The sequence below is a fragment of the Sphingobium sp. KCTC 72723 genome (assembly GCF_014280435.1).
Taxonomy (GTDB): domain Bacteria; phylum Pseudomonadota; class Alphaproteobacteria; order Sphingomonadales; family Sphingomonadaceae; genus Sphingobium.
The window spans coordinates 4037737-4050570 of sequence record NZ_CP060388.1; the positions used below are offsets into that span (position 1 = coordinate 4037737).

At 63.3% G+C, this 12834-nt stretch carries 10 protein-coding genes and 1 pseudogene; 7 read left to right on the forward strand and 4 right to left on the reverse strand.

Going from position 1 to position 12834, the window contains the following annotated elements:
• The first annotated feature begins 35 nt into the window (after positions 1-35).
• From guaA to istB, 4 genes and pseudogenes are all read left to right on the forward strand, one after another.
• Positions 36-1595, forward strand: a complete 1560-nt coding sequence (gene guaA / locus SPBM01_RS19545) for a glutamine-hydrolyzing GMP synthase (protein WP_188063133.1) — start codon at positions 36-38, stop codon at positions 1593-1595.
• Positions 1596-1912: 317 nt separating this feature from the next.
• Positions 1913-2759, forward strand: a pseudogene (locus SPBM01_RS19550) (tyrosine-type recombinase/integrase); the annotation flags it as partial.
• 111 nt (positions 2760-2870) lie between these two features.
• On the forward strand, positions 2871-4385 hold the full coding sequence (istA, locus tag SPBM01_RS19555; RefSeq protein WP_188061984.1) for an IS21 family transposase: 1515 nt from the start codon (positions 2871-2873) through the stop codon (positions 4383-4385).
• Positions 4372-5100, forward strand: a complete 729-nt coding sequence (istB, locus tag SPBM01_RS19560) for an IS21-like element helper ATPase IstB (protein ID WP_188061983.1) — start codon at positions 4372-4374, stop codon at positions 5098-5100. Before istA ends, istB begins: the two co-directional genes overlap by 14 nt.
• A 57-nt stretch (positions 5101-5157) precedes the next feature.
• Here istB and SPBM01_RS19565 read toward each other — a convergent pair whose 3' ends face one another.
• The 4 genes from SPBM01_RS19565 to SPBM01_RS19580 all read right to left on the reverse strand — a co-directional run bounded on the left by SPBM01_RS19565 (position 5158) and on the right by SPBM01_RS19580 (position 9654).
• On the reverse strand, positions 5158-6882 hold the full coding sequence (locus SPBM01_RS19565; RefSeq protein ID WP_223177748.1) for an AAA family ATPase: 1725 nt from the start codon (positions 6880-6882) through the stop codon (positions 5158-5160).
• Between the two features lie 75 nt (positions 6883-6957).
• Positions 6958-8082 carry a hypothetical protein gene (locus SPBM01_RS19570; RefSeq protein WP_188063134.1) on the reverse strand — a complete coding sequence of 375 codons (1125 nt, stop codon included), beginning with the start codon at positions 8080-8082 and terminating at the stop codon, positions 6958-6960.
• Positions 8079-9326 carry a type II toxin-antitoxin system HipA family toxin gene (locus tag SPBM01_RS19575; RefSeq protein WP_188063135.1) on the reverse strand — a complete coding sequence of 416 codons (1248 nt, stop codon included), beginning with the start codon at positions 9324-9326 and terminating at the stop codon, positions 8079-8081. The genes SPBM01_RS19570 and SPBM01_RS19575 overlap by 4 nt, the downstream gene beginning before the upstream one ends.
• Positions 9319-9654 (reverse strand): helix-turn-helix domain-containing protein, encoded by a 336-nt coding sequence (locus SPBM01_RS19580; protein ID WP_188063136.1) that lies wholly within the window; start codon positions 9652-9654, stop codon positions 9319-9321. The genes SPBM01_RS19575 and SPBM01_RS19580 overlap by 8 nt, the downstream gene beginning before the upstream one ends.
• 192 nt (positions 9655-9846) lie before the next feature.
• On the opposite strand from SPBM01_RS19580, the gene SPBM01_RS19585 reads away from it, so the two are divergent.
• From SPBM01_RS19585 to rmuC, 3 genes are read left to right on the forward strand one after another with little or no spacing between them, the layout of a single operon-like run.
• Positions 9847-10113 carry a hypothetical protein gene (locus SPBM01_RS19585; protein ID WP_188063137.1) on the forward strand — a complete coding sequence of 89 codons (267 nt, stop codon included), beginning with the start codon at positions 9847-9849 and terminating at the stop codon, positions 10111-10113.
• Positions 10110-11303, forward strand: a complete 1194-nt coding sequence (locus SPBM01_RS19590) for an aminotransferase (RefSeq protein WP_188063138.1) — start codon at positions 10110-10112, stop codon at positions 11301-11303. Before SPBM01_RS19585 ends, SPBM01_RS19590 begins: the two co-directional genes overlap by 4 nt.
• A gap of 29 nt (positions 11304-11332) precedes the next feature.
• Positions 11333-12832 carry a DNA recombination protein RmuC gene (gene rmuC, locus SPBM01_RS19595; protein WP_188063139.1) on the forward strand — a complete coding sequence of 500 codons (1500 nt, stop codon included), beginning with the start codon at positions 11333-11335 and terminating at the stop codon, positions 12830-12832.
• Positions 12833-12834: the final 2 nt, after the last annotated feature.

Here is a 12834-nt window from a genome sequence, read left to right on the forward strand (position 1 = left end):
GAATCCCTATCCCTCGGTCTAATAAAGGCGATTCGATGACGCTGCCCATTCAGGATTCCATCCTTATCGTGGACTTCGGCAGCCAGGTGACTCAGCTCATCGCCCGGCGGGTCCGCGAAGCGGGCGTCTATTCCGAAATCGCCCCGTTCAACAGCGCCGAGCAAGCCTTTGCCCGGATGCAGCCCAAGGGCGTGATCCTGTCGGGCGGGCCATCATCGGTGATGTGGGACGACAGTCCCCGCGCCCCGCAGGCGATTTTCGACGCGGGCGTGCCGGTGCTGGGTATCTGTTATGGCCAGCAGACGATGATGCAGCAGCTGGGCGGCAATGTCGAAGGCGGCGAGAGTGGCGAATTTGGCCGCGCCTTCATCGAGGTGCAAAAGCCATGCGCGCTGTTCGACGGCCTGTGGGAAGCGGGCGAGCGGCATCAGGTGTGGATGAGCCATGGCGACAAGGTGACGCAACTGGCCCCCGGTTTCGAGGTGGTGGCGACCAGCGAGGGCGCGCCCTATGCCGTCACCGCGAACGAGGCCAGGCGTTTCTACGCCACCCAATTCCACCCCGAAGTCGTCCACACCCCCGATGGCGGCAAGCTGCTCGCCAATTTCGTGCGTCATGTCTGCGGGCTGGCAGGGGACTGGACCATGGCCGAGTTTCGCGCGACCAAGGTCGCGGAAATCCGCGCGCAGGTGGGGTCCGGTCGGGTGATTTGCGGCCTGTCGGGCGGGGTCGATTCCGCCGTGGCCGCCGTGCTGATCCACGAAGCGATCGGCGACCAGCTGACCTGCGTATTCGTCGACCATGGCCTGATGCGGCTGGGCGAGGCCGAACAGGTGGTCAGCCTGTTCCGCGAACATTATGGCATCAAGCTGGTGCATGTGGACGCGGAGGACCGCTTTCTGGGCGGGCTGGCGGGCCTGACCGACCCGGAAAAGAAGCGCAAGTTCATTGGCGGCGAATTTATCGCCGTGTTCGAGGAAGAGGCCGCCAGGATCGGCGGAGCGGATTTCCTGGCGCAGGGGACGCTCTATCCCGATGTGATCGAGTCCGTGTCTTTCACTGGCGGGCCGAGCGTGACGATCAAGTCGCATCACAATGTTGGCGGCCTGCCCGAACGCATGAACATGCAGCTGGTCGAGCCGCTGCGCGAACTGTTCAAGGATGAAGTGCGCGTGCTGGGCCGGGAACTTGGCCTGCCGGAGATTTTCGTGGGCCGCCATCCCTTCCCCGGACCTGGGTTGGCGATTCGCATCCCCGGCGAAGTGACCAAGGAACGGTGCGATATCCTGCGCAAGGCGGACGCGGTCTATCTGGAGGAAATCCGCAATGCGGGCCTGTATGACGCGATCTGGCAGGCGTTCGCGGTGCTGCTGCCGGTGCGGACCGTGGGCGTGATGGGCGACATGCGTACCTATGACAGCGTGTGCGCGGTGCGGGCCGTCACTTCGACCGATGGCATGACGGCGGATATCTACCCGTTCGACGCCGCTTTCCTCAGCCGGGTGTCCACGCGCATCATCAATGAGGTCAAGGGCATCAACCGCGTGGTCTATGACTATACCAGCAAGCCGCCGGGTACGATCGAGTGGGAATGATTTTTGCCCCTCCGGCAATATCCCTCTGTACGCCAGGATACGATTTAAGACATTGATAGAAAAGGATAATCCAAACTCGGTCTATCGCCATCTATCGAGGGGTAGTGCTCCGATTTGACGGTATAGCGGACGGTATGGGGAATCTTGTTCGATCAGCGAATTCGGGATACCGTCACGGCCAAGAGAGCTGCTGACGGTATTTTTGTGGACATAACAGACTGATTTCAAAAAGGAATCATGCTTCCAGCATCGTCTGTTTTGGCCTGACGGTATAATTGGCGCTTCTCCCCCATTTTGGGACGATTTTGGAGGCCCCCATGCTTACTGACACGGCAATTAAGTCACTGAGAGCACAGCAGAAATTGTATAAGGTGAGCGACCGTGACGGTATGTACGTCGTGGTGCAGCCGTCGGGTGCGATTGTTCCGGTACGACTACCGCCTAAACGGCCGTCGCGAGACGCTAACGCTCGGTCGGTACGGGCTAGAAGGCCTTTCGCTGGCCCGCGCTCGGGAAAAACTGATCGATGCCAAGCGGGCCATTTCAGAGGGGCGGTCTCCGGCCCAGGAGAAGCAGCACGACAAGCGGCGACTGAAGGAGGCAAAGAGGTTCGGCGAGTTCGGCGAGAAATGGTTCCAGGAGTCGCGCATGGCCGACAGCACGCGCGCCATGCGGCGCTCGATCTACGAGCGCGACATCCTGCCAACGTTTCGAAACAGGCTTTTGACGGAGATCGCGCCTGACGATCTCCGCATGATGTGCGGAAAAGTGAAGGATCGCGGTGCTCCAGCTACGGCCGTCCATGTGCGGGATATCGTGAAGCTGATCTTTGCGTTCGCGATCTTGCATGGCGAGAAGGTCGCCAACCCGGCGGATGAAGTTGGGCCCGCGTCTATCGCAACCTTCGTACCGAAGGATCGTTCGCTATCACCGGCGGAGATCCGCGTCATGCTCGGTCAGCTCGACCATGTGCCGACCCTGCCGACTATACGGCTGGGAATGAAGCTCTTCCTCCTGACGATGGTCAGGAAAAGCGAGCTGCAGGACGCGACCTGGGACGAAGTCGATTTCGAGAACGCCGTCTGGTCGATCCCAAAAGAGCGAATGAAGCGGTCGAAGGCACACAACGTCTACCTGTCGGAGCAGGCGGTGGACATCTTCATTGTGGATCGGCGTGCAAAAAGGACCCGGTTAGCGGGGTGATCGGCGTCCAAAAGGGAACCACCATTCCGATGGTTTAGACAGCAGCCTGGTTTTTCAGGTGGCGAGATCGGGATGTTGGTGGTGGAGACAGTTGTACGGATCAGGCGCGAGCACGCAGGTGGCAAGGCGATCAGGGAGATCGCGCGGGATCTGCGGCTGTCACGCAAGGTGGTGCGCAAGGCGATCAATGCTCTGGAAGGTGCGTTTGACTATCATCGCACGGTTCAGCCGCTGCCTCGGATCGGACCCTTTCAGGAGCAGCTCGATACGCTGCTGAGCGAGAACGAAGCGCGGCATCGGCGTGACCGGCTGCGGATGACGCGGATCTACGATCTGCTGCTGCGAGAAGGGTTCGAGGGTTCGTATGATGCAGTGCGGCGCTACGCCCGGCGCTGGGCGGATGGCCGACGCAAGGATCCCGGCGGCGACGTGCCCGCGTTCATTCCGCTGCTGTTCAAGCCGGGCGAGGCATACCAGTTCGACTGGAGCCACGAGGATGTAGAGATCGCAGGCAAGCCGATGCGCGTGAAGGTAGCGCACATGCGGCTATGCGCGTCGCGGGCCGTGTATGTGCGAGCCTATCCGCGTGAGACGCAAGAGATGGTGTTCGACGCCCATGCCCGCGGCTTTGCGTTCTTCGGCGGGGTGCCGTTGCGCGGCATCTACGACAACATGAAGACCGCGGTGACGACGGTCTTTGTTGGCAAGGAGCGCGTGTTCAACCGCCGGTTTTTGGTCATGGCCGATCATTATATGGTCGAGCCGACCGCCTGTTCGCCAGCGGCAGGCTGGGAGAAGGGGCAGGTCGAGAACCAGGTCCAGACGATCCGCGGCCGCTTTTTCCAGCCTCGGCTGAAGTTCGCCAGCATCGAGGAACTGAACGGGTGGCTTGAGGCAGAATGTCTGCGCTGGGCCGCGATGCACGCGCATCCCGAGCAAAAGGACATGACTGTCGCGCAGGCGCTGGAGGCCGAACGGCCCGTACTGCAACCGATGCTGTCGCCGTTCGACGGCTTTCACGAGACGAGCCACGCGGTCACCGGCACATGCCTGATCAGCTTTGACCGCAACCGCTATTCTGTGGCGGCGCGGACGGTGCGCCGTGCGGTTCAGGTGCGCGCCTATGCCGACCGGATCATAGTCCGCTTGGGGGACGAGATCGTCGCCGAACACCCGCGCTGCTTTGGGCGCGACCGCACGATTTACGATCCATGGCACTATCTGCCGGTGCTGGTGCACAAACCCGGCGCCCTGCGCAACGGCGCACCATTCCTTGACTGGGCGCTGCCACCAGCGCTGGCCCGGTTGCGGCGCAAGCTGGGCAGTGGGGACGAAGCCGATCGCCGTTTTGTCCGCGTGCTTGCTGCCATATCCACCGATGGGCTGGAGGCTGTCGAGGCCGCCATCGGCGAAGCGTTCGATACCGGCGCTGCCAGCGACGAGGTGATCCTCAATATTCTGGCGCGCCGCCGCGAACCGCCAGCAGATCAGCCAATGAGCGTGGTGGTCGACCTCAAGCTCAAGCATCCGCCCCGCGCCGATTGCGCGATCTATGATACGGTGCGAGGCCACAATGCAGCGGCATGAGATGATCGACGCCATGCGCGCGCTGGGCCTCAAGGGAATGGCCAGCGCGTTCGATGAGGCGGTAACCACTGGCGTGCAACGCCAGCGCACCACGCCCGAGATCCTGACCGATCTGCTGCGCGCCGAAGCCGCCCACCGTCACGCCGCCTCGATCCGCTACCGCATGAGTGCGGCCAAACTGCCGGTGATCAAGGATCTTGATGCGTTCGTGTTCGACGGTACGCCTATCAACGAGGAACTGGTCCGCGCGCTGCACGCCGGATCATTCCTGCCCGGCAGGCGCAATATCGTACTGGTTGGCGGCACCGGAACCGGCAAGACTCACTTGGCAATCGCCATTGCCGCCAGCGTCGTGCGCGCAGGCGCCCGTGGCCGCTACTTTAACACCGTTGATCTGGTCACCCGGCTCGAGGATGAGGCGCGCATCGGCAAGGCCGGCGCACTCGCTGCCCAACTCAGCCGCATCGAACTCGTCGTGCTTGATGAACTGGGTTATCTGCCGTTTGCTCGCTCCGGCGGCCAGTTGCTGTTCCACCTGATGAGCAAACTCTACGAAAAGACCTCAGTGATCATCACCACCAACCTGGCATTCGGCGAATGGCCCACGGTGTTCGGCGATCCCAAAATGACCACCGCGTTGCTCGATCGCACCACCCACCATTGCGATATCATCGAGACCGGCAACGACAGCTGGCGCTTCAAACACCGCAACTGACCCAGCCTCAAAAGCCCCCATAAAAATTGCTTCGCGCTGGCGCTGCCTCCGGTCGGGCTACGCCCTCCCTACGCCAGCGCCAGCGCGAAATCCGCGCCCGGCATCAACCCCAGCGCAACGCCGCAAGGTGGTTCCCTTTTGCACGCCGATAGTGGGTCCCGTTTGGACGCCGATTGACAGCTCTATCTGGGCAAGCACGTCGGCCTTCACGCCGCCGAGCCATTTGCGGTCGGCCAAGCCGTCGCGTTCGGCGACAAGGGCGGCGCGTTGCGGGGAGTTTGCCTCCGATTGCAGGCCCTCGATCCGGGTGGCGATCCCGCCCAGTAGGTCGCGCAACTCGTCCCGCGAGGCGACGGCCTCCGGTGGCAACGTCGGCAGGACCTCACGGGCATGGGTTCGCAGCACCGCCCGCAGGCGCCAGCACAACTGAACGATCTGCCGGTGAAGGGCCTTCGCCAGCTCCGCCTCGCCGATATCGTCGCGGATCAGGGCGACGAACACCGGGATATTCTTCGTCAGGAAGACCTGAGACGATAGCTGCTCGATCAGTTCGTCATAGGCGTCGGCGGCATTCTCTTCACGACGCTTGCTCTCGTCCTGGACGAAAGCTTCGAAGCTGGTGAGCCTCCTTGCGGCTTCTTCGCCCAGCGGCTGCTGGCACAGAACGCAATGGGCGTCAGAGGCCGTTACCGGGAATGGCTGTCCGGGATAGGCGGCTTCGCGCGAATAGGCGCGGGCCGCTTCCCACAAAGCCTTCCAGATATCCGAGCCGATGTCCGGCAGCGGTTCTTCGGCAAAGAGACTGGCAGAGGCGGCCGCAGCCGCGTCGCGCGCCGTGGCGAGGCGGAGGTGGGCTTCGCGCAGGGTGGTCCGGTTCCCTTCGCTAGCGCCGGCAATCAATCGCTCGATCTGGTCTATCACCGCCGTGATGCGGGTTTCCTGAGTCTGAAGCTGACGGACGGTCCGGGCGGGATCACCGGAGAGATCGGTAATCAGGGTCTGGAGCCGCGCCTCTTCCTGCGCGGTGAGACCGGCGAGTTTCTCGATGGTGTCCGGCTTGCACTCAGGTTTTGATAAGACAACTGGCGTCTGCTGTTCCAGCGTCTTTATCTCGGCCGACAGTTTGGCCTTCACATCCTGGCACGCCTGCGCGAGGCCGGCGAGAATGCGCAAAGGAAGCGGCGTATAGGCGAGATCGTTGGTGTTCTCGACATGGACGTTGGCCGTTCGCGAGTCGAAGACGCTGACGGCTGACAGCATCGGATCGGCTGAGCCGCCCTGGTTCCACGTCGCGCTGCGCTTCTGCCCACCGATGAAGAAATCGATGCTGGCGGTTGGTACGCCGCCAGAGCCGGCATAGATATTCGGCAGAATGGCGTCTCCCTTCGGAGAGCGTGCGCGGCAGAGCTGCTTGAGGACGCGGGCGTATCCCGATTTGCCGGCGCCGTTGTCCCCATAGATCACGGTGAGGCCGGTTTTACCGAAGGACAGCCGCTCGCCCGGCGCGAGGGCGTTGACGTTCGCCAGGCCATGCAAGGCGCCCAGGCTGACGACGGCGTGGCTCGCGGCGGGATCGCGAATGTGGCTGGTGTCCAGCGGAACAGCAGGGTTGTCACCTTTGCAGATGGCAACGAGGGCGGTGATGTCAGCGGGCTCAAGCTTCGTCTGGCCGCAGAGCAGGCGCAAGGCGTCACGCTGCCAGCCGGGCAGGTCGGCTGACCATGTCAGGATATCGGCAAGCGCCTCGGCCTCATTCGAGAGGTCATTACTCTCTTCATTCATCGTCCTGGACTCCCCCCATTTGACCCTACTTTGATTGGCCAGCTCTTTTTGATATTTCCAATTGGCCGTGCCTCATCAGGCCCCTCCAACTATGCGTCGTTCCGTGCCGAGCGGGATGATCCAGCCGCCAGCGCGATCCGATCGCGCGAACTCATCGGGGCTCACCTTTTCAGCCAGACGACCGCGAATGGTCTCCGTTTCGCCATCGATTGCCGCACGGATCAGATTCCGGTCTACTCCGACGAAAACCGGACGAAGGTTGAGCCGGGCCATGGCCTCCTGATCGACGGTACTAGCGACCGCGTCGGTAATCGGGCCGGCCCGCGTGACGATCCCGCCCACCAGGCCGCCGATATCGTGGGTCTTTTCCACTTGACCTATCGGCGCACTGTCGAGTGCGCCGCGCGCGCGAGCGGCGGCATCCCGGAGTGGTCGCGGAAAGGTTTGGCGTGTCAGAGCGCGCAGCGCCTGGGCGAGTTCTGTATGCCCGAGAGGTTCGATCATACTGGCGACATGCAGACGAAGCAGGCCGATGAAGGGGGCGTCCTTGTCTTGCGGATCGATCGGATCGCCCTCGTCGATGGGATCGCGAACCGACAGGTGGGCGTCAGCGGGATTGGAATTGGCCACGCCCCACCGGCTGGCGACCGCGATCCGCTTTACGGTGACCTTTCGGCCTTTGACCGTCACGTCGATGCGCCCGGCTTGCGTCCAGGCGCGCGCGAGTGCTTTCGCCGGTCCGCCCGGGTCGTGACAGCCCTTGGCCTCCGCGATCGTGAGTGAGGTCAGATCGGATTTGCATGCGATCCAGTCGGGGAGGTCGCCTCGGGCGAGGCGCTCGATCCTGACCTGCTTGCGACGGTCGAGATCGATCATGCGGTTGCCGAGATGGGCGAAGATGGAGAGATCGAAATATCGCTCGAGATAAGCGCGGGCAACGAACCGTCCGAACAGGCCTGACAACGCGACCTTCACTTCGCGCGCCTGGCCAAGCGGTTGTCTGAAAATGAAGGACGTGCCCGCGCCGGTCGGTGCCAGCAGCGCATCCAAGATTGACCACGCGCCATAGGCTGCGCCAGGCGTCTGAAGCACTTCGCGAATGCCGGCGTCTTCGATCTCAGAGACGTCCAGCGCGATGGTCGCGCCGGGGGACGGGTCAAGTGATGGGGGTGCGAAGCTGTAGATGAAGGTTCGGGTCATAGCGCTAGCGCCCGCTTGAGATCATCGTGCTCAAAGGCGCTAGCCATCCGGGTAATCTCTGCAGAGCGGGCGCCGGCCGCCTTGGCGGTTTCACGCCACGTCGCGGTCACGGTAGCGACCTCTTTGATGATTGCTCGGGCCTGCAGCAGTGTGAGGCCGAAGAACTCCGAAGCCGCCTCAAGCAGGTCAAGCGAGCAGGTGCCCTCGTCGAGGTCGATGTTCGTCGTCAGCACACGCGCCTTGAGGTCGGAGGGCACAGGATTGAGGTCATAGGCCGGAGAAAGAGACCATCCCGCCTTGCCGAGCCAAAGGAAACCATGGTTACGCAGATGATCGTCGACATTGGAAATCAGCACATTGAAGACGACGCGCCGATAGAGGGCATGAGCGTCGGTCTTCCCCTGCGCACCATGTTGCGTAAGAGCATCGACGATCTCCGGGTAGCTGCCGCGCTCACCGTCCTTGGCGCCCATCATCGCCATTGCAGATAGGAAAGGAGTGCGGATCGGGCCGGCGCGATCGAAGCGCCGCGACAGCATCACCGCCTTGCCGGCGACCTCAATCAGCTCATGGTGAGGGGTGGTGATGCCGGCCTGGTCAGCCAGCCGCAGCGCAATCTCCTCCCATGTCTCCATGCTGTAATCGTCGGTCTCCTTCGGGAATTTGGCGATGGAGAGGTGCCCGTGCTGGTCGATGACCGACGCTTTCGGCCGCGCGCCGCCGAGGGAGGAGCCGGGGGCGAAGATGAGTTGAAGGTCCTCGTCCGTTTCCTCGTCCCGGAGGATCCGCTCGGTGATCTGGAGCAGTCGCCCGAGTTCGATCAGGGCGGGGACACCGGCGCGGATCGGCGCCTGAAACGTCTCTTCGCCTGCCCAGCGGAATCGGAGTGCGCCTAGGCGGGTCTCGTCGGCGACGCCGAGCAGGTAATCGCTTTCCGCGAGGGTGCGCACGGCGCGGCTTTCGCGTTCGGCAAGACGGCGCTCGGCCCGCTGCATCAGGCGGCGGCCCCATGTGTCGGGCGCGGAGTCTCCGATGGAGCCGAAAGTCACCAGTCCGGCAGGAGGGGCGAAGGCACCGCGGGTCAGGGCAAGGGCAGGCTCGAGTGAGAACCGGTCGGGATCAACGAGCCACGCGCCATCATATTCGAAAAGAATAGTCTCCGTGCCGCGGACGCGATTGCTCCTGGCCAGGCCAATGGGGCGCGTGCGGCCGTCCAGGTCGATATGCACCTCGAAGTCAGCCATCGCGAGACGATCCGGTTGTTCGCTTGAGATGGACGTGCTTGGGCAGTTCGGCGCTGGCCAGCGCTTGTCCGACTGGGTCGTTGCCGATGTCGGCGATCTGGCTCAGACCGTCGAGCAGGCCGAGCGCCTGAAGGACGCCCGCATAAATGCCGATACTGACATTGGTGTCCCCGGCCTCGACCTTTTGCAGGGTCGAGCGGGACGTGAAGGCGCGCTCCGCCACGACAGCCATCGGCAGCCGCCGACGCCGACGGGCATCGTGGATGTCGGCGCCGAGCTTGCGCAGGGCGCGCCGCACAGCGGCGGGAGGGTTGTGTGGTGTAGGCATTTGGAACCTTCGCACTACAGATTGGCCGAATATGTAGCACGAAGATTACAATTTTCCTAGCCCTCGCGCGAAGGTCATTCATTAGGAGAGGGGATGGCGGACGGTCCCGTGACGGTATAATTTCGGAAGGCTGAATCGTGGCCGGCGTAGTGCAGCGTAGAGGCGGCGGCGCGGGCAGAAGCGACTTTCGGAGTGATGTCGCTGCCGTGCCTGCCGATAGATGGCGGAACCACGATTTTCGCGATCTGCCGGAAAAAGCCAATGATTTCAGAGGCCGGTACTTTTGACGGTCTATATAACGGTATGCGGAAAACGGGAAAATATTTTGACTATGAAAATCAATTGTTTAGGGTATCGATTGATAATCGAGTGGGAAAACCGGATAAAATGGCCGTCTGGGGGACGGCCATCCGGTTTACTCGGCCGCGTAAGCGGCCGCAGCGTTGGGAACTGACATGACCCACGGCACAATCGGCCATCCCGTCTACCGGGACATGCCGACCACGATATTCGAACATATGTCGGCCCGCGCGCGGGAGACGGGCGCGATCAATCTGGGGCAGGGCTTCCCGGAGGGACCGGGGCCGCGCGTGGTGCTGGAAGCGGCGGCGGATGCGCTGCTGACCCGGTCGAGCCAATATCCGCCGATGGCGGGGTTGCCTGAGTTGCGCGAAGCGGTGGCGGCGCATTATGCGCGGCATCAGGGGCTGGACCTGACTGCGCCTGAAGTCATCGTCACGTCCGGCGCGACCGAAGCGATTGCCGCGACGCTGCTGGCGCTGGTGCAGCCGGGCGACGAAGTATTGATGCTGGCCCCGCTCTATGACGCCTATCTGCCGCTGGTCGAGCGGGCGGGCGGCGTGGCGCGGGTGGTCCGGCTGACCCCGCCCGACTGGCGGATCGACCGGACAATGCTGGAGGCGGCGGTGTCGCCGCGCACCCGTTTCCTGCTGATGAACAATCCGGTCAATCCCACCGGCGCCGTGATGCGCGCGGACGAACTGGCGTTGATCGCGGAAGTCTGCGTCACGCATGACCTGATCGCGATCTGCGACGAGGTGTGGGAGCATGTCACGTTCGACGGGGTGGCCCATCGCCCGCTGATGGCGCTGCCGGGGATGCGCGACCGCACGGTCAAGATCGGGTCGGCGGGCAAGATTTTCTCCGTCACGGGGTGGAAAGTCGGCTGGATGTGCGCGGCTCCACCGATCGCCACGTTGCTGGCGCGGGCGCATCAGTTTTTGACCTTCACCACGCCGCCCAACCTGCAATGGGCCGTGGCGCAGGGGCTGGGTTTCGCCGACGACTGGTTCGTGGAGCAGCGCGCCGGTTATCAGGCGTCGCGCGACCGGCTGGCGCGCGGTTTGCGGGCGGCGGGCTATCATGTGCTGCCGGGTGGGGCGACATGGTTCCTGTCGATCGATTTGCCCGCGTCGGGTATCGCGTTGAACGACATGGATTTTTGCGAACGGATCATCACAGAAGCAGGCGTGGCGGCGATTCCGGTCAGTGCCTTCTATCCGCACGATCCGGTGACGCATCTGGTGCGGCTATGCTTTTGCAAGAGCGACGCTGTGCTGGACGAAGCCGTCGCGCGTCTGGCCGCGTTTCGACAAGGGGCAGTTGCGATGCCGGGCGAAGGGCGCTAGGTTCCCCTTTCGTTCCATAAGGGGTATATATGGAAATCCTGCCGATTCTTCTCGTTCTGGTCGCTTTGCTGGCTGGGCTGGCCGCTGGCTGGGTGCTGCGCGGCAAGGGGCTGGCGTCGTTGGTGACGGAGCGGGCCGAGCTGGCCGCCAAGCTGGAAATGACGAGCGCGCAGCGCAACGGCGCGATTGCCGAGCTGGCGGTGGAGAAGGAGCGAGTCGCGCAGGCCGCAGGGCAGGTCGCCAGGATCGATGCGGAACGGCTGGCTGGCATCGCGCGGCTCGACGCGGCGCAGGCGACGGCGGCGCAGCGGATGGAGGCGATGCAGGCCGAGCGTGAGGGCGCGCTGCGCGAGTTGGCGGCGCTGAAGTCCGACACGCAGGCGCGCAGCGAAGCGTTCGAGGCGCAGATATTGGCGCTCAAGGATGCCAAGCAGCAATTGTCGGCGCAATTTAGCGAGATTGGCGGCAAATTACTGGGCGAGGCGCAGAAAACGTTTCTGGACCGCGCCGACCAGCGGTTCGCGCAGGCGAATGAAAAGAGCGAGGCGCAGTTGAAGACGCTGCTGTCGCCGGTCGAAACCACGCTCAAACGTTATGAGGAAGGGTTGCAGCGGGTCGAGAAGGATCGCGTGGGCAGCTATGCCGAATTGCGCGAGGCCGTTGCGCAGGTGCATCTGGGGCAGGGGCAGGTGCGTGACGAGACGGCCAAGCTGGTCAATGCGCTGCGCGCCGCGCCCAAGACGCGGGGCCGCTGGGGTGAGCAGCAGTTCAAGAATCTGATCGAGGCTGCCGGCCTGTCGCCGCATGTCGATTTTAGCGAGGAAGTGTCGGTCGCGGTCGAATCCAACGGTGTGGAGGGTCGGTTGCGCCCGGACTTCATCATCAACCTGCCGGGCGACCAGCAGATGGTGGTGGATGTCAAATGCTCGCTGGTCGCCTATCTCAATGCGGTGGATCAGGTCGATCCGGCGCTGCGCGACGCCCATATGGCCGACCATGCCCGTGCGATGCGGACCCATGCCGACGCGCTGGGGCGCAAGGCCTATTGGGAACAGTTTGAAAAGGCGCCCGATTTCGTCATCATGTATGTGCCTGGCGACAATTTCGTCACCGCCGCGCTGGAAGCGGACATGGACCTGTGGGAACGGGCGGCCAAGAACCGGGTCATCATCTGCGGTCCTGCAACCTTCCTGCCGCTGGCGCGCACGCTGGCCAGCCAGTGGCGGCAGGCCAAGTTGCAGGACCAGTCGCGCGAAGTCGCCGAATTGGGCAAGCAGCTTTATGAGCGCCTTGCCGCTGCGGCGGGATCGCTCAAGAAGCTGGGCAACCGGCTGCACGGCGCGGTGGGCGATTATAACGCCTTCGTAGGCAGCTTCGAAAGCCGGGTGCTGGTGACGGGGCGCAAGCTGCGCGACCTCAATATCGACACCGGGGGCAAGGAGCTGGAGGAAGCAGGACCAGTCGAAGCACTGGTGCGTGATCCGGCATCGCCCGAAGCACTGCGCGCGCTGCCGGACGCCGTGGAGTAAGA

Excerpts from the sequence above, each read along its gene's own strand:
- guaA (WP_188063133.1), top strand. The coding sequence starts at position 36 with ATGACGCTGCCCATTCAGGATTCCATCCTTATCGTGGACTTCGGCAGC.
- istA (WP_188061984.1), top strand. The coding sequence starts at position 2,871 with ATGTTGGTGGTGGAGACAGTTGTACGGATCAGGCGCGAGCACGCAGGT.
- istB (WP_188061983.1), top strand. The coding sequence starts at position 4,372 with ATGCAGCGGCATGAGATGATCGACGCCATGCGCGCGCTGGGCCTCAAG.
- SPBM01_RS19565 (WP_223177748.1), bottom strand. The coding sequence starts at position 6,882 with ATGAATGAAGAGAGTAATGACCTCTCGAATGAGGCCGAGGCGCTTGCC.
- SPBM01_RS19570 (WP_188063134.1), bottom strand. The coding sequence starts at position 8,082 with ATGACCCGAACCTTCATCTACAGCTTCGCACCCCCATCACTTGACCCG.
- SPBM01_RS19575 (WP_188063135.1), bottom strand. The coding sequence starts at position 9,326 with ATGGCTGACTTCGAGGTGCATATCGACCTGGACGGCCGCACGCGCCCC.
- SPBM01_RS19580 (WP_188063136.1), bottom strand. The coding sequence starts at position 9,654 with ATGCCTACACCACACAACCCTCCCGCCGCTGTGCGGCGCGCCCTGCGC.
- SPBM01_RS19590 (WP_188063138.1), top strand. The coding sequence starts at position 10,110 with ATGACCCACGGCACAATCGGCCATCCCGTCTACCGGGACATGCCGACC.
- rmuC (WP_188063139.1), top strand. The coding sequence starts at position 11,333 with ATGGAAATCCTGCCGATTCTTCTCGTTCTGGTCGCTTTGCTGGCTGGG.